Below are 21,230 nucleotides of genomic sequence, written 5' to 3' on the forward strand. Positions count from 1 at the left end.
ATCAAATCGGCGTTCTTGTTTCTGTGTTTCCCGGAATTCCGTGAAGAACCTTTTTTTTGCCTGCGTAAAAGTGAATCCGGAACAGCAAAAAGGCCCGCAAGGGGCCTTTTTGGGGAACGCGAGGTAATCAGCGTTCGAGATCTTTGATCTTGCCTTTGACGCCATCCCACTCTTCGGCATCGGGCAGGGAATCTTTCTTTTCAGTGATGTTGGGCCAGATTTCGGCCAGCTCAACGTTCAACTGAATGAACTCCTGCATCTCTTCCGGAACTTCGTCCTCGGAGAAGATCGCTACAGCGGGGCATTCAGGCTCGCACAGCGCGCAGTCAATGCACTCATCCGGGTGAATCACCAGGAAGTTCGGGCCTTCGTAAAAGCAGTCCACCGGACAGACTTCTACGCAGTCGGTGTACTTGCACTTGATGCAGTTGTCGGTGACGACGAAGGTCATTTCTAATTCTCTCCTCAGGCGGCGGCAGCGGAGCCCCTTCAGGACGGGGTCGCCAGGTTCGGGAGCGATAGTCTGCGGACCAGGCTAATAGTCCGCAGCATCCCAAACCGCGCGAGATTCTAACAGCTTGAAAGCATCAGCGTTAGATGCGTGTCTTCAATGTATAGAGCATTTCCAGTGCCTTGCGCGGGGTCATGTCGTCCAGATCGAGCTTGGCCAGGTCATCGAGGACCGGGTGCGGCAGGCTGGCGAACATGTCGCTTTGCTGCGGGACCGAAGCCTTGCCCGGTACCGGAGACGGCGCTTCATGGGGCAGGCTGGTGGTCTCCAGGCGACTCAGGTGCTCGCGGGCGCGGACGATTACATCGCTCGGAACCCCCGCCAACTGGGCCACGGCCAGGCCATAGCTCTGGCTGGCAGGACCTGGCAGCACATGGTGCAGGAACACAATGCGCTCGTTGTGCTCGGTGGCATTGAGGTGCACGTTGGCCACCAGAGGTTCGCTTTCCGGCAGGACAGTGAGTTCGAAGTAGTGGGTGGCGAACAGGGTGTACGCCCGCAGCTGGGCGAGACGTTCTGCCGCAGCCCAGGCCAGGGACAAACCATCGAAGGTACTGGTGCCGCGACCCACTTCGTCCATCAGCACCAGGCTGCGTTCGGTAGCGTTGTGCAGGATGTTGGCGGTTTCGCTCATTTCCACCATGAAGGTGGAGCGACCACCGGCCAGGTCATCGCTGGAGCCGATCCGGGTGAAGATACGGTCCACCAGCGACAGCTCGCAGCTCGCCGCCGGCACGAAGCTGCCGATATGGGCCAGCAGCACGATCAGCGCGGTTTGCCGCATATAAGTGGATTTACCACCCATGTTCGGGCCGGTGATCACCAGCATCCGGGTCTGGTCGTCGAGGCTCAGGTCGTTGGCCACGAACGGCGTGGTCAGGACCTGCTCGACCACCGGGTGGCGACCCTGGGTGATGCGCATGCACGGCTCGCTGACGAAACGCGGGCAATTGAGGTCGAGGTTCAGCGCTCGCTCGGCCAGGTTGCTCAGCACGTCCAGCTCGGCCAGCGCCGCGGCGGTGTCCTGCAGCGGCGGCAGGTGGCCGATCAGGGTTTCCAGCAGGGCTTCGTAGAGCATCTTCTCGCGGGCCAGCGCGCGGCTCTTGGCGGACAGCGCCTTATCTTCGAAAGCCTTGAGCTCCGGGGTGATGAAGCGTTCGGCGCCTTTGAGGGTCTGGCGCCGGATATAGTCCGCCGGGGCCTGTTCCGCCTGTTTGCTCGGCAGTTCGATGAAGTAGCCGTGAATCCGGTTGTAGCCGACTTTCAGGTTGGCCAGGCCGGTACGGGCCTTTTCCCGGGCTTCCAGGTCGATAAGGAACTGGCCGGCGTTTTCGCTCAGCGATTGCAGCTCGTCCAGCTCGGTGTCGTAGCCGGTTTTCAGCACGCCACCATCGCGGATCACCGCCGGCGGGTTGTCGATGATGGCTTTTTCCAGCAGTGCTGCCAGTTCCGGGTAGGTGCTGGTGGTCACGGCCAGTTGGCTCAGGTGCTCGGCTTCGAGCTCGGTCATCGCCACTTGCAGTTCCGGCAGCGCCGCCAGGGCATCGCGCAGGCGCGCCAGGTCGCGGGGACGGGCGTTGCGCAGGCCGATACGGGCGAGGATCCGCTCGATGTCGCCGATCTCCTTGAGCTGCGGTTGCAGCCTTTCGAAGCGGTAACCGTCCAGCAGGCAGCCGATCGAGGTCTGCCGCGCCTGCAGGACTTTCAAGTCCCGCAGCGGGCGGTTCAGCCAGCGGGTCAGTAAGCGGCTGCCCATGGCGGTCTGGCAACGGTCGACCACCGATTGCAGGGTGTTGTCGCGACCGCCGGCGAGGTTGGTGTCCAGCTCCAGGTTGCGCCGGCTGGCGCCGTCGAGCACCACGGTGTCGTCCAGGCGTTCGTGACGCAGGCTGCGCAGGTGGGGCAGGGCAGTGCGCTGGGTTTCCTTGGCATAGCTCAGCAGGCAGCCCGCGGCGCCGATGGCCAGGGTCAGATTCTCGCAGCCGAAGCCCTTGAGGTCCTGGGTGGAGAACTGCTGGCACAGGCTCTTGTGGGCCGAGTCGCGTTCGAAGTCCCAGGGCGCGCGACGGCGCACGCCACGGCGTTTTTCCGCCGGCAGGCCTTGCGGCCAGTCGTCCGGGATCAACAGTTCCACCGGGTTGATGCGTTCCAGCTCGGCCAGCAGGTTCTCCCAGCCCTTGATTTCCAGGACCGTGAAATTGCCGCTGGTGATGTCCAGCACCGCAAGGCCGAACAGACGCTCGTCGCCCAGCACCGCTGCAATCAGGTTGTCCCGGCGCTCGTCGAGCAGGGCCTCGTCGCTGACGGTCCCCGGGGTGATGATCCGCACCACCTGGCGCTCCACCGGGCCCTTGCTGGTGGCCGGGTCGCCGACCTGTTCACAGATCACCACCGACTCGCCAAGCTTCACCAGCTTGGCCAGGTAACCTTCGGCGGCGTGATAAGGAATCCCGCACATCGGAATCGCCTGGCCAGCCGACTGCCCGCGCGCGGTCAGGGTGATGTCCAGCAACTTGGCGGCCTTCTTTGCGTCTTCATAGAAGATTTCGTAGAAGTCGCCCATGCGATAGAACATCAGCTGGTCGGGGTGCTGGTTCTTGAGGCGCCAGTACTGCTGCATCATCGGCGTGTGGGAGGACAGATCGGTGAGCGCTTTATTCATCGGGTCGTCAGGTTGATTCGTTGAAAGGGTGGGCAAAAGCAGAGGGCATGGGCCCGGCTTTTTCGCGATGGGCGCAAGGTTACCATGGGCGGTCCGACCTTCGCAGGGATGAACCTAGGCGGATTTCGAGTGTTTTATGCATGAATATGCATTTTAGCATTTGTCATCGACGAAAATAACCCGCAATATGCGCGTTATGCAAAAGCGCAACGTTTCTACCGTCTTAAGAGAGCTGCTCGATCGCGATGGCATTTCCCCCACGGAACTCCATCGGCGTACCGGCGTGCCTCAATCCACCCTTTCGCGGATCCTCAGCGGCAAGATTGTCGATCCTTCGGACAAACACATCTCGCGGATCGCCGAGTACTTCCAGGTGAGCACCGATCAACTGCGCGGGCGCGCGGCTGTCGCCTCTGCCCGGTCGGCCGATCCGCATTCGGAACTCAAGGACATAAGTCTGTGGGACGACGATACCCCCGTCGATGACGACGAGGTGTCGGTCCCCTTTCTTCGCGAGGTTGAATTGGCTGCGGGATCAGGAAGATTCGTCATCGAGGAAAGCGAGCGCTCCAGTCTGCGCTTCGGCAAGCGCAGCCTGCGACACAATGGCGTGCAGTTCGACCAGGCCAAATGCGTGACCGTGCGCGGCAACAGCATGTTGCCGGTGCTGCGTGACGGTGCCACGGTGGGGGTCAATGCCGGCAAATGCGGTATCGGCGACATCATCGACGGCGACCTGTATGCCATCAACCACAATGGCCAGCTGCGAGTGAAGCAGCTCTATCGCCTGCCTTCCGGCATTCGCCTGCGTAGCTTCAACCGCGACGAACATCCGGATGAGGACTACAGCTTCCAGGAAATGCAGGAAGAGCAGATCGTCATCTTAGGTCACGTCTTCTGGTGGGGCATGTACGCCCGCTAACCGCAGCCCATAACGCCAAAGCCCGCCATCGAGCGGGCTTTTTTGTGCCCGCGGAAAACCCTCCACGCCTTTATTTATGCGGCTTTCATGCGCCTATGCATTTCTTGCGCATAAATAAATGCATTTGTGCATTGACTGTATATGCATCCATGCATATTATTCGTTCCAAGCCGCCCGACAGCGGCGAGCGACACCGCTCTTTAGTGGCAAAAGCAAAGGCAGCGATGAACCGGCCTCGACGGTTCAGAGGGTTGGCAACTGACCCGGGTGTGCAGCGTAAAGCACCGTGAACAGTTATCCGGCGGGCAGGGACCGCGGTCGGAAAAACAATTTGAATAGACTCGTACCGCGCCAGTAGCGCCGAAAAGTCAGCTTCCTTTTTGTTCACAGGATGAAAGGAAGGCGAAGGATCGCATTCTGAAAAGCCCGACGGATTGCCGGGCTTTTTGGAATGCCTACCTGAAGCGCACAGGCACATCAGGCCTCATCCCTGGATGGCCAATGCAAAAGGAAGGATCCGATGAACATCACAAGGCATTGCAGATGTTGAAAGATTGCCGATGTGGACATTGCAAGAGACTGCTCGCCCGGATCGGCGAGTATGCAGAGCTCCAGATCAAATGTTCCCGGTGCGGAACGCTGAATCATGTGAGGGCCACGAGCCCCGAGCGATCGCCTGTGAGCGACATGAGTGCTGCTTCGGTAGCACGACCCAATCCATCACAGCCATAGGTGAACACATGAAAGTCTTGAAAAAATACGTCGCTCCCATTCTGGCCGCCGCTGTGCTGCTGGGCTCCGCAGCCAATGTCGTTGCGGCCAACCTGCTGGTCAACGGCAGCTTTGAACAGCCCGGTTGCAGTGGTAGCTGTATTCTGGATACCCCGGCAAAAACCAACTTCATTACCGGCTGGACGACATTCCTGTCCGGTGCCGAGTACTTCAACGTGCCGGCTTCGATTGGCGGCTCCGTAGCCGCGGATGGCCTGGTGATTGTTGACCTGGCGAACTATGTCTATGGCAACGGCGGGGGCATTCAACAGAACTTTGCCACTGTCGTTGGCGCCAAGTACCGGCTGACGTTCAGCGCCGGCAATTCGAAGTTCGCCGGTCGTTCGGGCGACGGTGTGGTACAGGTCAAAGTGGCCGGCCAAACCGCCACTTTCAATACGCCGACCGCCAAAGGCGTTGCGATCGAGTGGAGCACCCTGACCTACGACTTCACCGCCACTACCACGCAAACGACCCTGGCGTTCTCCAACGAACAGAATCCGTACGCCAACTTTGCCTTTATCGACAACGTCATTGTTGAACGTCTGTAACTCCCGTTCAGCGGACTTTTCCAGGGTTGAAGACAGTGCCGGTGACTCGGTGCTGTCTTGCCCTCAATCCCTGCACTCATCAACGCTCCCAGGAGGCGTGACATGACAAACGAGCAACAAGCGTTGCTGGACATGCCGATCTGGCTTGTCATCGTCCTCGCCCTGGTGGGCGGGGTGTCCGGCGAAATGTGGCGCGCCGACAAGGAGGGCGCCCGCGGCTGGTTGTTGCTGCGGCGCCTGGCACTGCGCTCCGGGGCCTGCGTGATCTGCGGGGTCTCGACCATCATGCTGCTGTACGCCGCCGGCGTATCGATCTGGACCGCTGGCGCCTTCGGCTGCCTGACCGCCATGGCGGGCGCTGATGTAGCCATCGGGCTCTACGAGCGCTGGGCGGCCAAGCGGCTGGGTGTGTGCGAAGTGCCGCCCAAGGATCCCCGCTCGGACTCCTGAATAACCACCAAAACAGATCGTCGATTCATTGAGTCGACGCTGCCGTGATACCCGCCTGACGCAGGACGCGTACTCGTATTGAACGAGCTCAATCGGCCCTCCCGGCAGGGAGGCGCCAGGTACGGCCCAGCGCCGTCCATCCATCCGTTTCAAACAGAGGCAAACCATGATCCCAATCGACTACAACAGCTATCGCACCCTTGCGCCCTATAACAAGCGGGTGCGGTTCCTGGTGCTGCATTACACGGCGCTGAACTTCGAGGCGTCGGTCAAGGCCCTGACCACCGGCGCGGCGAGTGCCCATTACCTGATCCCGGCGGTGCAGGATCCGACGTATCAGGCCGCGGGTTTCCAGGAACAACGAATCTTCAACCTGGTGGCCGAAGCAGACCGCGCCTGGCATGCCGGTGTCAGTGACTGGGCCGGTCGCAGCGGCTTGAACGACACCTCCATCGGCATCGAGATCGTCAACGAGGCCACCGACGTCAATGGCGTCTTCACTTTCCCGGATTACGAACGCTCCCAGGTCGAGGCGCTCAAGCAACTGGCCTTGAATATTCTCCAGCGTTATCCGGACATGTCGCCGAAAAACGTGGTGGGCCACTCCGATATCGCGGTGGGCCGCAAATCCGATCCGGGCCCCAAGCTGCCCTGGAAAGAACTCTACAAGGCCGGTATCGGCGCCTGGTACGACGAGCCGACCAAGAAGAAATACGTCCAGCAATTCCGCTCTGCCGGGCTGCCCGAGCGTGCCGAAGTGCTCAAGGCTTTCGCCATCTACGGCTATGGCGTGCCGGCCCAGGCAACGGATGACTTCTTCCAGTCGCTGGTGCGGGCGTTCCAGATGCACTTCAGGCCGAAGAACTACACCGGGAAACTGGATGTGGAAACCTGCGCGATTCTTTATGCGCTGAACGAGAAGTACGCCTGATTCGGCGAAATCAGGGCTGAGGTCTCCATCGAAGGTGATGCCAGACCTCAGCAAAGTCTCGTGAGTCATCCGTTGCATCACCCAGCCCTTCGCGATGTCGTGCACCGATCTGGCGAGCCAGAGCCCTGCTCAAACCGGCGTTCACCGCTCCTCCAGCTCGCACTACATCCGCAGCACCCCAGCGCAATCTCAACCCTGATATCCGAACAGGAAGCCCCCCTATGCCCGCCGTCATCGACAAGCCGTCGCAGCTGTTTTTTGCCATTGCCGAGACCCTGCGAGGGGCGGGCCTTGGTCTCAAGGTTGGCAGTCACCAGGACTTCGATGGTCTGCTCGACCAGGCCTGGGTGCTGATGGCGATCGAGCGCGATGCCCCGGGCATGCGCAGCCAGGAAGGGCGTATCGCCCATGTCCTGACGATCTCGTTGCAAGTTGTGGCGGCTGTGGGGGCCGAGCGGTCCGGGTTCGAGGCTTGCGACCTGGCGAGCGCGCTGAAGGATCTGGCCATGGATAACCGTTGGGGCCTCCCGGCAGCGCAGTGCGACCTGCCGATGAACCTCGAGGGCCTGCCCTCGACCCTGATTCGCGGCGAGCAGCAATACGCCGCCTGGACGCTGTCGTTCACTCAGACGCTGTACCTCGGCCAGCCATTGCTGGACGACCCGACCGGCATACCGAGGTTCGCCCGCACCTGGGAAGTCTCGAACATCGATGACCCCGACCAATACCAAGCACTTGAGGGCTGAGCCATGTTTGACGAGCTGCTGCGCATGCAGCTGGGCCCGATCATCGAGCGACTGGCCGAAATGGAAACCGAACTCGATGACTTGCACCGGCGCGCGGAAAACCATTGCCGTATCGGTGTATGCCAGTCGGTCGATGCGGCCAGCAACACCTGCCGGGTCAGCCACGGAGAGCTGCTGACGCCGGCAATCAGGTTCTTCAACCCCAGCGCCGGCGCGCAAAGCGAATCGCGCATTCCTTCCGTGGGCGAGCAATGCCTGCTGCTCAACTACGGTGGCGGCGACAGCGGGGCTCAGTCGGTGGCGCTGTTCGGCCTCAACTGCGACCGCTTTCCACCGGTGTCGACCCTGGCCGCGCTGACCCGCCGCCAATACGCCGATGGCACCCAAAGCAGTTATGACGATGCCGGCCATGTCTTGAGCTGGAGCAACGGCCCGACCGCGCTCACCGCTTCCCGCGAGGCGGTCGAGTTGAGCATCGGTCCCGCCCGGCTGGCGATGAGGCCCGAAGCGATCGAGCTGCGGCTGGGCGCGGTGGGCATCTTGCTCGACAGCGCCGGCATCCACTTCAGCGGCCCCTTGGTGGAACACCAGGGCCGCGTTATCAGCCCTTGATAAGAGGCTTTCCATGATTGGAGTCGATAGAAACACCGGCGCCGCGGTCGATGACTGGCTGCAGTTCGTGCAGCGCGCGACCCGTGCCCTGACCACGCCGTTGGGCACCCGGCAGAAGCGTCCTTTGTACGGTTCGCTGATTCCCGACCTGCTGGGCCAGAACCTCGGCGACGACCTGCTGATCCTCGCCCAGAGCCATGCCGCGCAGGCGTTCTACAACGAGCAGAACGGCATCGGCGATTTCGAGCCGCAGGTCATAGTCGCCAGCCGGCGCGGCGCCGGGCTGCTGTTGCGTTTCGCCGGCACCTGGAAAAACCGCCAACAGACGTTCGAGGTCGTGACATGAGCATGCTGATACCCGGTGAACACCAGTTGGCCGAGCCGGCCATTGTCACAGTCGATGAATTCGAGACGCTGCTCGCCGAGTTCAAGACCTTCGTCGTCGATTACGTGGCCCAGCGTTCCCCCGCCCATGCGCAGAAACTGCAGGCCAGCCTGGCCAACGAAAGCGAGCTGCTGACCCTGGCGCTGGAAGCTTTCTGCCTGCGCCTGCAAACCCATGAGCGCAAGTACAACGCCCGCATCAAGCAGATGCTGGCCTGGTGGGCCACCGGCAGCAATCTCGATGCGCGCCTGTCGGACATGGGCCTGGAGCGGCAGTTGCTCGACCCGGGCGATCCGGCGGCCTTTCCACCGGTCCCCGCGGTCTATGAAAGCGACCAAGATGCCCGCCTGCGCTACTACCTGGCGCCCCATGCGCCGGCCGCCGGTTCGCGCATGCAGTATCGCCGCGAGGTGTTCACCCTCGGCGAGCGGCCGACGGTGAAGGTGGACTCCACCGATGCGGGCGTGGTGACCGTCACCTACACCTTCGATCCGGACGGCTTCGCCGCTCAGGTCAAGGATGGCAACGGCCGCCGTACCGCACCGGGAGAAGTGCAGGTCACCGTGCTCTCGCGGGAAGGCGACGGCACACCGTCCGAGGACCTGCTCGAAGGCGTGCGCCGACACTTTGCCCGGCCGGACGTGAAGCCGGAAACGGATCGGGTGACGGTGCAGGCGGCACAGATCAAACCCTACAAGATTCGCGTGGTGGCCAAGATCAACCCGGGCCCCGATTCCGGACTGACCCAGGTCGCCACGCAGCGGCAACTACAGGCCTACGCGGACAGCTGTCATCGCCTGGAAGGGCGGGTGGATCCGAGCTGGATCGATTACACGCTGCATGCCGCGGGTGCGGTGCAGCTGGAAATTCTCGAACCCTTGGCGCCGATCGTCACGACGGCTTTCCAGGCGCCGTATTGCACGGATGTCGAGGTGGAGGTGCTCACGCTATGAAGGATGAAGCCGTTCACCCGAGTCTCCTGCCGGTCAACAGCTCGCCTCTGGAAAGAGCGCTCGACCTGGGTTTTGCCCGGTTGCTCGAACGCATCGCGCCGCCGTTTCCGGAGCTGATGAGCCCCGCCGAAACACCGGTTGAATTCTTGCCTTATCTCGCGGCTGATCGGGGTGTCGGCGAGTGGCGCTCCGAAGCGCCCGAGGCCGAAAAACGTTTGACGGTCGAGCTGGCTTGGCCCACCGCGCGTCAGGCTGGCACACGAAAGGCGCTGGAAAATGCCGCCAAGGGTTTGCAATTGATGCCCGAGGTTCGCGCCTGGTATGAGCAGACCCCGCCTGGGGCACCCTACAGCTTTTCGGTCAGGGCCTTCACCGAGCGGCCTTACAGCGAAGAGATCGACGCGCGCCTCGATCGGCGCCTGGCGGATGCCAAAAGCGAACGCGACATCTTGACGGTATCCGTGGGTTTGAGTGCATTCGGTTCCCACTCCATCGCGGCGGCGACCGTCTGCGGCGAGTTGACCACCATCTACCCGATCGTTGTCGAGGGGCTCGAAGCCTCGGGCCAGGCCTTCATGGCCGCCGGGCTGTACAGCGTCGAAACATCCACTATTTATCCTCAGGGGTCCTAAATGGCCGACTATTACACCCTGCTCACGAATGCAGGGATCGCCTACGAAACTGCCTGCAAGGCAGCAGGCGTACCGATCAAGCTGTCGCAGATTTCCGTCGGTGACGGCGGTGGCGCGGTTTACAACCCGGCGGCGACCGACACTGCCCTCAAGCGCGAAGTCTGGCGCGGTCCGCTCAATGCCCTGTTCCAGGACGAGAAAAACCCCAGCTGGCTGCTGGCCGAAGTGACCATCCCACCTGAAGTCGGCGGCTGGTATGTACGCGAGGCCGGGCTGTGGACCGATACCGGGATCCTTTACGCCATCGTCAAGTATCCGGAGTCGTTCAAGCCGGTGCTGGCGACTTCGGGATCGGGGAAAGAGTTCTATATCCGCTCGATTTTCGAGACCAGTAATGCGTCGTTGGTCACGCTGCTGATCGACGATACGGTCGTAAAGGCAACTCGGGCATGGGTGGCGGGCTATGTCGCTGACGAGCTTGCTAAGCTCGACAGAAAGCAGTCTGTTCGCGCGGCAACCACGGGCAACATTGTTTTAAGTGGTGCGCAAACTATTGATGGCGTGGCCGTGGTTGCCGGGGATCGAGTCCTTGTTAAGTCGCAGGCCCTGGCGAAAGACAACGGAATTTATGTTGCCGCCAATGGTGCTTGGTCGCGCGCCAAGGACGCTGATGAAAGTGTTGAGGTTACGTCGGGGTTGAGCGTATCAGTGGAGGAGGGTACTGCGCTCGCGGATACGATATGGCAGTTGATTACTGATGGTTCAATTGTTCTCGGCTTGACGAGCTTGGTGTTTCAGAACATCACTCAGGGCTTTGCGCCGATCAATTCGCCGGCATTGCTGGGGACGCCAACGTGCCAAACACCGCCTCAGTTCGATGCCAGCAAATTGCTGATTAACGCTGAATTTGTGCAGCGGGCGCTCGGCAGTATGCGCGGCTCGTTTGGCCTGACTGCTAACAAAGATCTAACGGTTGCTGATGTCGGTAAGCGCATCGAGTTGGCGCCGGGTGTCAGCATAACTTTGCCGCCGAGTTCTACAGTTCCCTCTGGAGCAGCGTTGCTTATCAGTACTCAAGCTGCTGCAACGGCACAAATTGGGGTCGTTGCGGGCGATGTTCTTTCTATGTGTAACATCGCTGTGCCAACCCCGCGCCAACTTTCAGCAAATAGCGACTTCCTCGTCATCTGCGAGGGTAATGTCTGGCGGGCTCATTTGGGCACGGAAACTCTTCGTACTTCTTCGCTTTTTGCGGCGTCGCTAACATCTAACGGTCGTCAAGCGAATCCTTCCGGTCTTATCTTTCAGTGGGTAACTGGAAACTCAGATGTTAATGGGACCTTGAGCCTGACCTTGCCGGTTGCGTTTCCAAACGAGATTCTAGGCGGTCTTGCCGGTGAGGCTAACCCGGGAGGTTGGGGGGCAACTTCTGTCACAGTGTGGGGGTTCCACCCCGGGGCGAGCACTACATCAAGGGCGGTTGCGCAAGTCAGGGTTATTGCTGGTACGGCGGGTCCACAGCCCGCTGTTGCAACGGGGCGTATTTTGGTATGGGGGCGTTAACATGGCTATGTATTTTTTGGCTGAAACATTGAGCTTTTTCGACAGTAAAGTGCCTGGTGCTGTCGAGATCTCGGACGGTGATTACGGGGCGCTGTTTGCTGAGCCTTTCATCAATAGGCGTATTGGGGTCGATAAAAACGGTCGGCCAGTATTGGTCGATATGCCGCTTCCAACGACTGAGCAGCTGGCTGACCTTGAGCGCGGTTGGCTGGATGGGCAATTGCGTGTAACTGATCCGCTTGTCTCTCGCCATCGCGACGAGTTGGAGGAGGGCTCAGAAACCACGTTGACTCCCGCATGGTACAGCGAGTTGCAGGCATACCGCCGTAGTCTCCGAAACTGGCCAGAAAATGGCGAGTTCCCGTTGAGAGAGCATCGCCCACCCGCGCCGCTGTGGCTGAATGAACAGATCCAATAAACGCCCCGCACCGACGGGGCGTTTTCTTATCCGCAAAGCAATACACAACACCCAACAGCCCCACTCACCTGGGGCTTTTTCGTATCTGGAGAGACTGAAATGGCTAACCGCCAAACCTACACCGTCCTCGTGCCATTCCCCTCCGGTGGTGGCCACTGGTCGAGCGTCGGCCAGCAACTGGAACTGCTCGATGTCGAGGCCAGTGCCCTGCGTGCCGCCGGCCGCCTGGAACTGACCAGCGTCCTTGAAACGCGCCAACAGGCCGAACCGGCCACCCCATCCACCGCGGCCAAAAAGGCCGCTGCCAAGAAGGCTGAATAACCATGGCTGAGGTTCTGAACTTCGAGCACAACGGCATTACCGTCAATGCCACCGAATCCCCCGAGGCCATGGGTGGCCTGGGTGACAACGTCATCGGTCTGGTCGGCACCGCGCCGAAGGCCGACCCGCTGATTCCGCGCAATGCGCCGTTCCGCATCAACAGCTTCACCACCCAGGCCTTGCTGGACCCGACCGGTGCCGAGTCGGGCACTCTGTTCCAGGCGGTGTACCAGATCCTCAAAGTGGTCAAGGTTCCGGTCTATGTGGTGATCGTCGAAGAGGGCGCGACCCCGGCCGACACCGTCAATAACGTGATCGGCGGCGTCGATGCCACCACCGGCCGCAAGCTCGGCCTGGCTGCCCTGGGCAGCGTCCCGGAAGACCTGACCATCATCGGCGCGCCGGGCTTCACCGGCACCAAGGCCGTGGCTGGCGAGTTCGCCTCGTTCGGCAAGCGCATCAAGGCCCGTGTGGTGCTGGACGGCAAGGACGCCTCGGTCGCCGACCAGGTGATTTACAGCAAGGAACTGGGCGGCGCGGACCTGGGTTTCGACCGTTGCCTGGTGGTGCACAACATGCCGGCCGTGTACTCCAAGGCGGCCAAGAAGAACGTGTTCCTGGCGCCGTCGAGCCTGGCCATCGCTGCGCTGGCCAAGGTCAAGCAGTGGGAGAGCCCGGGCAACCAGGTGACCTACGCCGAAGACGTTTCGCGCACCGTGGAATACAACATCCTCGACACCTCGACCGAGGGCGACCTGCTCAACCGCTACGGCGTCAGCTACTACGCCCGCACCGTGCTCGGTGGCTTCTCGCTGCTGGGTAACCGCTCCATCACCGGCAAGTTCATCAGCTATGTCGGCCTGGAGGATGCCATCAGCCGCAAGCTGGTCAAGGCCGGCCAGAAAGCCATGGCCAAGAACCTGACCAAGTCCTTCATGGACCAGGAGGTCAAGCGCATCAACGACTGGCTGCAGACCCTGGTCGCCGACGAAACCATCCCGGGCGGCAGCGTGTACCTGCACCCCGAGCTGAACAGCGTCGAGAAGTACAAGAACGGTACCTGGTACGTGGTCATCGACTACGGCCGCTACGCGCCGAACGAGCACATGGTGTATCAGCTCAACGCCCGCGATGAAATCATCGAGCAGTTCCTGGAGGATGTTCTCTAATGTTTACCAACCGCGTAAGACAGGCCATCGCGGCCACCCTGCAAGGCCTGCCGTTGTCGGCGACCGTGGAAGAGTTCACCCCGCCGAAGATCGAATTCGAAATGGAAGCGATGACTGGTGGACGCTTCATCGCTGAAGAAATGGCCAAGAGCGGCAAGGCGCTGACGGCCACCCTCAAGCTGCAGGGACTGGGGCCGGAAATCATGCTGGCGCTGGGCGTGAAGCTGGGTGACGACATCCTGCTCAATGTCCGCGAGGCGGGCCAGGATCAGGATGGCAAGACCTGGTTCACCTACCACACCGTGGGCGGCAAGCTGAAATCCCTGGCCGAAACGGCCATGAAGATGAATGAAAAACCCACCACCACCCTGGAACTCTCCTGCCGTACCTACAACCGCATCGAGAACGGCGTGCCGGTGATCGACATCGACGTGCGCACCCAGAAGTTCGTGCTCAGCGGCGTCGACATTCTCGGCGACGCCCGTCGCGCCGTACTGATGCCGTAACCCGCGACACTTCCCCTCTGTAGGCGCGAGCGGCTCGCGATGACGGCCCGACAGCCCGCATCGCAAGCGCTGTTCATCTCCTATCGCGAGCCTGCTCGCTCCTACCTTTTACATAGGAATTCATTCATGTCCTGGACGCCTCCGATCCATGCCCTGCTGTGCCCGATCACTGCCGACGACGAGTCGCAGATCGCGCAGATTCAGCTCAAGCCATTGTTCTACGCCGCGCAGAAAGAAGCGCTGGCCCGCGCCGGCGACGATGAGGACGATCAGTTCTTCGAGCTGGCCAAGCTGGCCACCGGCCTGTCGGCCAATGAGCTCGATCAGCTCAAGCGTCCGGACTACGTGAGCATCGCTCAATACGTCCATGACATGTCGACGCGCCCGGCTGCGTACTTCCTCCAGCAGGGTGTCGAGTCCGAAACGGCCAGCGATACCCTCGACGATGGGCCGGCGCAGGATGACCTGGACCAGGTGAACCTGCTGTTGCCACTCGATGTGGCGGGCCAGCGCCTGACTTCCCTGACCCTGGAAATGCCCGCGCTGCGAGCGACCAAGGTGATGAAGAAGCTCAAGACCACCAAGGAACGCGCCGAATTCATCACCGCGCATTGCACCGGCCTGATGCTGCCCGACCTGGCGTTGCTCAGCGTGCCTGACTGGACGCAGTTGCAAGAGCGCATCGACGATTTTTTAAACAAACCGGCGGCCTTCTTTCGGAGCGCGACATCGAAGTGATTCTCGATGTGGTGCCGCTCATTTACCCGGTAAGTGAGGCGGAAATCCTGGAGTGGGACGCTGGCAAGGCCTTGCGCCGCTACGACATCGCGATTACTCGCCTTGGCGTGAAAGAGGAGTAGAGCGGGATGGCGAACAATCAGTTTTCGCTCAAGAACGCCAGCATGGAGCCGTCCTGGCTGGCGCCTGTCGGTACCGGCCAGCCAGATGACCGGAGCACAGCCGTGGCGAGCCCGGCAAATGCCGGCCTGTCATCCATCAGTTTCATCCTGGCCCTGAATACCGCCAGCGTGGACATTCGTCTGCTGACTAAGGCCATCGACTCATTGAAATTGACGCTGTCGTCGCAACGCCCGTTGCAGCAGGCATCCTCCGGCAGCGCCAAGGCCGAGGCGAGCGGCGCCAAAGCCACGGACAAGGCCGCTAGTGGGCTTCAAGCGCCTGACCTGTTCAAGTCGGCGATGGCGATGAATGCGGCGCTGGCCGATCTGGGGAGAGTGGTTTCTCTCCCCGGCAATGAACGCGAGGAACTCGCGAAAGACAACTACCGCATGGCCAGTTATCCAGGCATCGCCGCGGGTGGAACCACGGCGGTCGATCTGGCGAAGCTTGAATACGCCGCTGCCAAGGCCGGGATCGAGAACGATAAAGGCGTGTCTCGACGACAGACCCTGACGGCATTCGGCGCTGACGCCGCGCTCATGGCAACCGCGTTCAAGATGCCGGGCAAGGATGCCGGGGACATGCTGGCCGGCTGGCGCACCTCGATGAAGCTGGACCGCAACCAGGCGCTCGATCTGGCAGACGCGACCAACCACCTCGGCAAGCTTCCGGGCGATGCCGAGGCGGCCGACATCGGTGTGATCCTGCAACGGCATGGCGCTGCCGCCACGGCGGCGGGGCTGGCCCCGGAGCAGGCGGCGGCGCTGACGGCGGCATTGCTCAACACCGGCACGCAAAAGGCCGATGCCGGAGCCGCGCTGAAAGGCATCGCTGCCCTGCTGGGCAAGGGCGAACCCAAGTCCGAGGCGCAGCAAGTGGCCTTGCAACGGTTGCACATCGACCCGCTGAAGCTGGATGGGGCAGGTGGCCTGACCAAGGTGCTGGAGGCGCTGCAAGCGCCCGACGTGTCGAGCCGGGAGCGTTCCGCGTTGGCCGCTACCCTGTTCGGCAGCGCGAATGGAGCTGCGTTGCGCCTGGCGCAACAACTGCCTGAGGTTCAAAAGGCCTTGGCGCAGGTCGCCGACAAGAAGCAGTACGCCACCTCCAAGCTGGGCGACCAGGGCTCGGTACGCCAGTCTGCATGGGCCCAGGCGAATACCTTCGATGCCCGCTTGAACCGGATGAACACCGCGTTCGGTTCCGCCCTCGCGCCAGTGGCGGAAGGGGCGATGGTGCCCATTGGTGGGGTGGTCGATGGCTTGGCCAGCCTGGCGACGGAGTTTCCGAAGATTGCTGCTGGCCTGGCCCTGGCCGGGGCCGCCATTGCGCCGGTGGTGGGGCGCTTGCTCAAGTCGGTGCTGGACGAGGTCTTTACCCAGGTGGCGAAGAAGCTCTTGAGTCTGGCGGCTCCGCGCCTGCCGTCGAGTATTGGCAAGCTGTTCAGCGAAGGTGGGGGCTGCTGTGGCGGTCCTCCGGGCGGTGGTGAAACCCGCGGCCCGAACAGAAGAGCGCGAAGGCAACGGGACAGGCAAGAAAAGAAAGATAGGCAAAAGAACCAAGCCAATACGGCGAGGTCCGCAACAAAAACCAGCTCTGCAGCTGCACCGCGCGCCGGCCTGATCTCGCGCATTGGCCGCGGATTGAGCGGCAGTTTCGCCGGTCTGCGCTCTGTGGCCGGCCGGGTGGCCAGTCGACCGCTCAAGCTGCTCAGGGCCGGTCTGAATGTGTTCAGGGGCGTGCGTAACCGCGATCCCAAGGCCATTGGTTCCGGCCTGGGGACCCTGGGTGGTGCCTGGGCCGGCAGCACATCCGGTGCCGCGCTCGGAGCGGCCCTGGGCAGCGTCGTGCCGATCCTCGGTACGGCTGTCGGCGGGCTGGTGGGTGGAGCCATTGGCGGATGGCTTGGCAGCGAGGCGTTCAGTCGGCTGGGGGGTGAGGTTGGAGACCGCTTGAAGCCGCCGGATGAAGTGAGCAAGAACCTCGCAGCCAGCTCGACTTCCTGCCAGCAGGTTACCTTCGCCCCGGTCATCAATATCTATGGCCAGGATCAGGCTACCTCCAGGCAACTGGTGGACATGGTGATCCAGCAAATGCAGATGCAGGTCATGCCTCTGATGATGACCAACCCGCTCGCGGTACGGCGCGACGTGGCCCTGACCGATGGAGTGATGTGATGCGACAGCAGATGGCGTTGGGCAATTTCATTTTCGGCTTGTCCACCGGCTTTGCCTACGACCGGCTTGAACGCAAGACGGACGGTGGCTGGGCCAGTATCGACATCATCACCAGCAAGCCGAAATCGCAGCAGGCCGGGCAGAAGCTGGAAACGCTGCAGATCAGTGGCAAGTCGATGTACGCCACGGGCATGGCGCGCCTGGACCAGTTGCGTGAGTTGCAGGCCGCCCGTGTGCCCTTGCCGCTGGTGGATGGCATCGGCCGCAACTGGGGGCGCTGGCGCGTCAACCTGGTGACGGAGGTGCAGACCTCCATCATCGATGACGGCACCGCGCTGGTGATCAACTGGACCATCAACCTCGAGGAATTCGTCAATGCGTAGGGTTCGAAGTATTGCTGGCGATTCGGTCAACCTGCTGCTCTACCGCGAGGTGGGACGTTGCGACGATGCGGTCGAGGAGGCGCTCTGGCGCCTCAATCCACTGCTGGCCGAGAAGGGTCCGGTGCTGCCGGCGGGTGTCTGGGTGATAGTGCCCGAGATCGAGTCCCGGCCGGTTGCCGCGACCCCGGTCTCGGCCTGGGACTAAGGAGGGCATATGACCCTGGGATTCACCCCGAGCATTGAGCTCTACGGCGCCAATGCCGCGCGCCTCAACGAACGGCTGATCAGCTGGACGCACATCGATGCGGCAGGTATCGAGTCCGACCAGCTCACGCTGACCCTCGATATCGAAGGCCTGGAAGGGCTTCCCGAACTGGGAGGGAAAGTCGGGCTGCGGGTGGGTTATCTGGAGTCGGGACTGGTGGATCGTGGCGAGTTCATCATCACCCGGCGCACGCCCAACCTGTTTCCGCCGCGCCTGACCCTGGTGGCCACGGCTGCCCCCTTCAAGGTGGCGGACGCGACCGGTTTCAAGCAGCGCCGCTCCGCCAGCCATGGTCCCACGTCCCTCGGCGCGCTGTTTCGCCAGCTGACCTCCCGGCACGGTTTTTCACCCCGGGTGGCGCCCGAACTGGACTCGATCCCTGTCCCGCATGTCGATCAGTGCAACGAGACCGACATGAGTTTCTTGACGCGCATTGCGCGGCCGCACGATGCCGTCACCAAGCCGCTCAACGAGATGTATGTGCTGGCGCTGCGAGGGCAGGCGAAGTCGCTCTCGGGGAAAATCCTTTCGCCGGTGCGCTTGAGCGTCACCCGGGATAACCGTCCGGGGGATCCGGCGTTCATCTCCGCCAGCATCGATGAGAACGGCCGGGCCAAGCACAAGGGCTGCCAGGCCACCTGGTGGGATTCGGCGGCCGGCAAGGAGCGTGTGGTCAAGTTGGGGCAGACCCCCTTCCAGACCCTGCGCCAGCGTTACCCGGGGGAGGGCGAGGCCCGCAGCGCAGCCCAAGGGGCGATGCGCCGGATCGAGCGCGAAGCGATCAAGCTCAAGCTCGACTGTCCCGGCGACCCGTCCCTGTCGGCCGAGGGGTTGGTGTTGCTGGACAACAGCTGGCCAGCATTCATGCAGGGCACCTGGTCGATCGACAAGGTGACTGCCAGCGGCAGTCGCGAGAAAAACTATCGCTGCATGATCGAGGCAACCTGCCTGGAGAAGCAGCCTTAATTGCCGGGCCTTGCCCAGCATCCTGTTCTCCCGCGTCCTTCTTCTCTACGGCTCCATCCTGTTGCCCGGGCACCCGCTGCCTGGGCGATCCGTTGTGGCCGCGCCTGATGGTTTCCCATTCACTCAGTTTTGGAGCTTCTTCATGAAGATCACTCCGATCCTCACGCAGCTGCGCGATCACTGCCCCGGCCTGGCCAATCAGGTGGCCGTCGGCGTCGATCTCGCGCTGCTGCAAAGCAATACCGCGTTGCCCACCCCCAGTGCCCATGTGACGCCGATCGCCGATCTGGCCAGCCCGAGCAGCGGGCAGAACGTTACCCGCCAGGCCATCCGCGACCGCTTTGTGATCACCCTGGTGCTGGATGCCAGCGATGCCCGGCAGGCGCTGGAGCAACTCGAAAGCCTGCGGGCCGAGTTGTGGCGGGCGCTGGTGGGGTTCAAGCCGGGCGCGGACTACAACCCGATCGAATACGACGGTGGCGAGCTGGTTTCGCTCAGTGCCACGCGGTTGTTCTATCAGCTGCGCTTTTTCGCCGAGTTCCAGCTGGGACGCAACCTGGCCAGCCAGCCGGCGGAAACCTGGCGTGAGCGTGAACTGGACGGCCTGCCGTCCTTTACCGGGGTCACGGTGCGGGTCGATGCCATCGATCCGGCGGACCCCAACCTGCAACACCCGGGGCCCGACGGGCGCCTGGAACTGACTTTCTCTGGAGACGTAACGCAATGAGCAAACGCATCACTGTGCTGCCGGCCGCGGGCCGCGCCGTGCCGGACCCCGAAGCCGGCGACCTGCTGCCGCTGGAAGGCCGTGAAGTCGACGACAACGCCTGGTGGCGCCGGCGTCTGGCCGATGGCGATATCACCCTCAAGGCCGCGAAGGCGGCCAAACCACAAGGAGCCAAATAATGGCGATCGGATTCAGCAATATTCCGGCGGACATTCGTGTGCCGCTGTTCTACGCCGAGATGGACAATTCGGCGGCCAATAGCGCGTCTTCGGCCATGCGTCGACTGATCGTGGCCCAGGTCAACGACAACGTCGCGCCGGCCGAAACCGGCAAGCTGGTGCTGGTGTCCAGCGTCGCGCTGGCCAAGAGCATCGGCGGTCAGGGCTCGATGCTCGCCTCCATGTACGAGACCTGGCGCAAGACCGACCCGATCGGTGAGATCTGGTGCCTGCCGCTGCACAACGTCGAAGGCAGCGTGGCCAAGGCCGAGCTGAAGTTCACCGGCACCGCCAGCGAAAGCGGCGTGCTCAACCTGTATGTCGGTGGTGTGCGGGTTCAGGCCGCCATCGTCAATGCCGCCACCGCGGCGCAGGCCGCCAGTGCGCTGGCGCTGAAAATCAACGCCGCCGCCGACCTGCCGGTGAGCGCCGCCGCGGTCGAAGGCACCCTGACCCTGACCGCCAAGTGGACCGGCGACAGCGCTAACGACATCAGCCTGCAGCTCAACCGCCTGGGCAAGAGCAATGGCGAAGAAACCCCGGCTGGCTTGAGCGTGACGGTCGGCAAAATGGCCGGCGGCGCCGGCGTGCCGGATCAGGTCGCGGCCCTGGCGGCCCTGGGCGATGAACCGTTCGAGTTCATCTGCATGCCGTGGACCGACACCGCGACCCTCAACGCCTGGCAAGCCGTCATGGATGACAGCACCGGTCGCTGGTCCTGGGCCAAGCAACTGTTCGGTCATGTCTACAGCGCCAAGCGCGGTACCGTCGGTACCCTGGTGGCGGCCGGTCAGGCACGCAACGACCAGCACATCACCATCCAGGCCCTGGAGCCGGGCGTACCGCAACCGTTCTGGGTGCAGGCCGCCGCACTGGCCGCGCGCACCTCGGTGTTCATCTCCGCCGATGCCAGCCGTCCGACCCAGAGCGGCAGCCTGCCGGGTGTCGATCCGGCGCCGGCCAGCGAGCGTTTCACCCTGACCGAGCGTCAGTCGCTGCTCAGCTACGGCATCGCCACCGCCTACTACGAAGGCGGTTACGTGCGCATCCAGCGTTCGATCACCACCTACCAGAAGAACGCCTACGGCCAGGCCGACAACTCCTACCTGGACAGCGAAACCATGCACCAGTCGGCCTTTATCGTGCGCCGCCTGCAAAGCGTGATCACCAGCAAGTACGGGCGCCACAAACTGGCCGCCGACGGTACCCGCTTCGGTGCCGGCCAGCCGATCGTGACCCCGAGCACCATCCGCGGCGAGCTGATCGCCCAGTACGCCAAGCTGGAACTGGAAGGCCACGTGGAGAACGCCGAGCTGTTCGCCGAGCACCTGATCGTCGAGCGCGACAGCCAGGACCCGAGCCGGGTCAACGTGCTGTTCCCGCCGGACTACATCAACGGCCTGCGAGTGTTCGCGCTGCTCAACCAATTCCGTCTGCAGTACGACGCGGCGGCCTAAGCCGAGCCTCTTTCACTGCGCTTTTCCAGCCCGCCTA

Annotated in this window: 26 protein-coding genes; 24 read left to right on the forward strand and 2 right to left on the reverse strand. The window is 62.4% G+C overall.

Translation table 11 applies throughout. The features are described 5' to 3' along the window. Window positions 1–127: 127 nt before the first annotated feature. Complete coding sequence (gene fdxA, locus PVZ80_RS22375; RefSeq protein WP_007924025.1) at window positions 128–451, reverse strand: ferredoxin FdxA; 324 nt, start codon at window positions 449–451, stop codon at window positions 128–130. A 142-nt stretch (window positions 452–593) separates the two neighbouring features. After that, on the reverse strand, window positions 594–3,173 hold the full coding sequence (mutS, locus tag PVZ80_RS22380) for a DNA mismatch repair protein MutS (RefSeq protein WP_038630722.1): 2,580 nt from the start codon (window positions 3,171–3,173) through the stop codon (window positions 594–596). A gap of 187 nt (window positions 3,174–3,360) precedes the next feature. On the opposite strand from mutS, the gene PVZ80_RS22385 reads away from it, so the two are divergent. From PVZ80_RS22385 to PVZ80_RS22500, 24 genes are all read left to right on the forward strand, one after another. Further along, complete coding sequence (locus PVZ80_RS22385) at window positions 3,361–4,095, forward strand: LexA family transcriptional regulator (RefSeq protein ID WP_028681850.1); 735 nt, start codon at window positions 3,361–3,363, stop codon at window positions 4,093–4,095. A 543-nt stretch (window positions 4,096–4,638) separates the two neighbouring features. Further along, on the forward strand, window positions 4,639–4,827 hold the full coding sequence (locus PVZ80_RS22390) for a Com family DNA-binding transcriptional regulator (RefSeq protein ID WP_080577932.1): 189 nt from the start codon (window positions 4,639–4,641) through the stop codon (window positions 4,825–4,827). 8 nt (window positions 4,828–4,835) lie between these two features. Beyond that, window positions 4,836–5,417 (forward strand): DUF642 domain-containing protein, encoded by a 582-nt coding sequence (locus tag PVZ80_RS22395; RefSeq protein WP_009047292.1) that lies wholly within the window; start codon window positions 4,836–4,838, stop codon window positions 5,415–5,417. Between the two features lie 102 nt (window positions 5,418–5,519). Beyond that, window positions 5,520–5,867 carry a phage holin family protein gene (locus tag PVZ80_RS22400; RefSeq protein WP_009047293.1) on the forward strand — a complete coding sequence of 116 codons (348 nt, stop codon included), beginning with the start codon at window positions 5,520–5,522 and terminating at the stop codon, window positions 5,865–5,867. A 166-nt stretch (window positions 5,868–6,033) separates the two neighbouring features. Next, window positions 6,034–6,798: an N-acetylmuramoyl-L-alanine amidase gene (locus PVZ80_RS22405; protein ID WP_041985726.1), complete on the forward strand. Its 765-nt coding sequence runs from the start codon at window positions 6,034–6,036 to the stop codon at window positions 6,796–6,798. A gap of 221 nt (window positions 6,799–7,019) precedes the next feature. Then, window positions 7,020–7,544, forward strand: coding sequence for a hypothetical protein (locus tag PVZ80_RS22410; RefSeq protein ID WP_273864571.1), 525 nt, complete (start codon window positions 7,020–7,022; stop codon window positions 7,542–7,544). A 3-nt stretch (window positions 7,545–7,547) separates the two neighbouring features. Next, window positions 7,548–8,156: a phage baseplate assembly protein V gene (locus tag PVZ80_RS22415; protein WP_273864572.1), complete on the forward strand. Its 609-nt coding sequence runs from the start codon at window positions 7,548–7,550 to the stop codon at window positions 8,154–8,156. 13 nt (window positions 8,157–8,169) lie between these two features. After that, window positions 8,170–8,502 carry a phage baseplate protein gene (locus PVZ80_RS22420; protein ID WP_007924012.1) on the forward strand — a complete coding sequence of 111 codons (333 nt, stop codon included), beginning with the start codon at window positions 8,170–8,172 and terminating at the stop codon, window positions 8,500–8,502. Further along, window positions 8,499–9,494 (forward strand): baseplate J/gp47 family protein, encoded by a 996-nt coding sequence (locus PVZ80_RS22425; RefSeq protein WP_273864573.1) that lies wholly within the window; start codon window positions 8,499–8,501, stop codon window positions 9,492–9,494. The genes PVZ80_RS22420 and PVZ80_RS22425 overlap by 4 nt, the downstream gene beginning before the upstream one ends. Continuing rightward, the gene (locus PVZ80_RS22430) at window positions 9,491–10,126 is read left to right on the forward strand and encodes a phage tail protein I (RefSeq protein ID WP_038630731.1); all 636 of its coding nucleotides are present in this window, start codon (window positions 9,491–9,493) and stop codon (window positions 10,124–10,126) included. The genes PVZ80_RS22425 and PVZ80_RS22430 overlap by 4 nt, the downstream gene beginning before the upstream one ends. Next, entirely contained in the window at window positions 10,127–11,689 is a 1,563-nt protein-coding gene (locus tag PVZ80_RS22435) for a phage tail protein (protein ID WP_273864574.1), read from the forward strand. It begins immediately after the preceding gene. Window position 11,690: 1 nt separating this feature from the next. Further along, window positions 11,691–12,107, forward strand: coding sequence for a phage tail protein (locus PVZ80_RS22440; protein WP_273864575.1), 417 nt, complete (start codon window positions 11,691–11,693; stop codon window positions 12,105–12,107). A gap of 99 nt (window positions 12,108–12,206) precedes the next feature. Continuing rightward, a complete protein-coding gene (locus PVZ80_RS22445; protein WP_150085063.1) occupies window positions 12,207–12,428 on the forward strand; it encodes a hypothetical protein in 222 nt (73 codons plus the stop codon). 2 nt (window positions 12,429–12,430) lie between these two features. Further along, a complete protein-coding gene (locus tag PVZ80_RS22450) occupies window positions 12,431–13,597 on the forward strand; it encodes a tail protein (protein ID WP_041985709.1) in 1,167 nt (388 codons plus the stop codon). Then, on the forward strand, window positions 13,597–14,103 hold the full coding sequence (locus PVZ80_RS22455) for a phage major tail tube protein (protein ID WP_038581734.1): 507 nt from the start codon (window positions 13,597–13,599) through the stop codon (window positions 14,101–14,103). Before PVZ80_RS22450 ends, PVZ80_RS22455 begins: the two co-directional genes overlap by 1 nt. 126 nt (window positions 14,104–14,229) lie before the next feature. Then, on the forward strand, window positions 14,230–14,841 hold the full coding sequence (locus tag PVZ80_RS22460) for a phage tail assembly protein (RefSeq protein ID WP_016701995.1): 612 nt from the start codon (window positions 14,230–14,232) through the stop codon (window positions 14,839–14,841). Further along, the gene (locus tag PVZ80_RS22465; protein ID WP_016701997.1) at window positions 14,838–14,963 is read left to right on the forward strand and encodes a hypothetical protein; all 126 of its coding nucleotides are present in this window, start codon (window positions 14,838–14,840) and stop codon (window positions 14,961–14,963) included. The genes PVZ80_RS22460 and PVZ80_RS22465 overlap by 4 nt, the downstream gene beginning before the upstream one ends. A gap of 6 nt (window positions 14,964–14,969) precedes the next feature. Next, complete coding sequence (locus PVZ80_RS22470; protein WP_273864576.1) at window positions 14,970–17,177, forward strand: phage tail tape measure protein; 2,208 nt, start codon at window positions 14,970–14,972, stop codon at window positions 17,175–17,177. Further along, on the forward strand, window positions 17,177–17,560 hold the full coding sequence (locus tag PVZ80_RS22475) for a phage tail protein (RefSeq protein WP_016702001.1): 384 nt from the start codon (window positions 17,177–17,179) through the stop codon (window positions 17,558–17,560). The genes PVZ80_RS22470 and PVZ80_RS22475 overlap by 1 nt, the downstream gene beginning before the upstream one ends. Then, the gene (locus PVZ80_RS22480; RefSeq protein WP_009042420.1) at window positions 17,553–17,765 is read left to right on the forward strand and encodes a tail protein X; all 213 of its coding nucleotides are present in this window, start codon (window positions 17,553–17,555) and stop codon (window positions 17,763–17,765) included. The genes PVZ80_RS22475 and PVZ80_RS22480 overlap by 8 nt, the downstream gene beginning before the upstream one ends. A 9-nt stretch (window positions 17,766–17,774) precedes the next feature. Continuing rightward, window positions 17,775–18,791 (forward strand): phage late control D family protein, encoded by a 1,017-nt coding sequence (locus PVZ80_RS22485; protein WP_273864577.1) that lies wholly within the window; start codon window positions 17,775–17,777, stop codon window positions 18,789–18,791. Window positions 18,792–18,933: 142 nt separating this feature from the next. After that, on the forward strand, window positions 18,934–19,518 hold the full coding sequence (locus PVZ80_RS22490; protein ID WP_257374685.1) for a phage tail terminator protein: 585 nt from the start codon (window positions 18,934–18,936) through the stop codon (window positions 19,516–19,518). Then, the gene (locus PVZ80_RS22495) at window positions 19,515–19,697 is read left to right on the forward strand and encodes a DUF2635 domain-containing protein (RefSeq protein ID WP_007923975.1); all 183 of its coding nucleotides are present in this window, start codon (window positions 19,515–19,517) and stop codon (window positions 19,695–19,697) included. The genes PVZ80_RS22490 and PVZ80_RS22495 overlap by 4 nt, the downstream gene beginning before the upstream one ends. Further along, the gene (locus tag PVZ80_RS22500) at window positions 19,697–21,193 is read left to right on the forward strand and encodes a phage tail sheath subtilisin-like domain-containing protein (protein WP_028681834.1); all 1,497 of its coding nucleotides are present in this window, start codon (window positions 19,697–19,699) and stop codon (window positions 21,191–21,193) included. Before PVZ80_RS22495 ends, PVZ80_RS22500 begins: the two co-directional genes overlap by 1 nt. Window positions 21,194–21,230: the final 37 nt, after the last annotated feature.

This window comes from Pseudomonas sp. B3G-3 (genome assembly GCF_028640915.1).
Classification (GTDB): domain Bacteria; phylum Pseudomonadota; class Gammaproteobacteria; order Pseudomonadales; family Pseudomonadaceae; genus Aquipseudomonas; species Aquipseudomonas chlororaphis_I.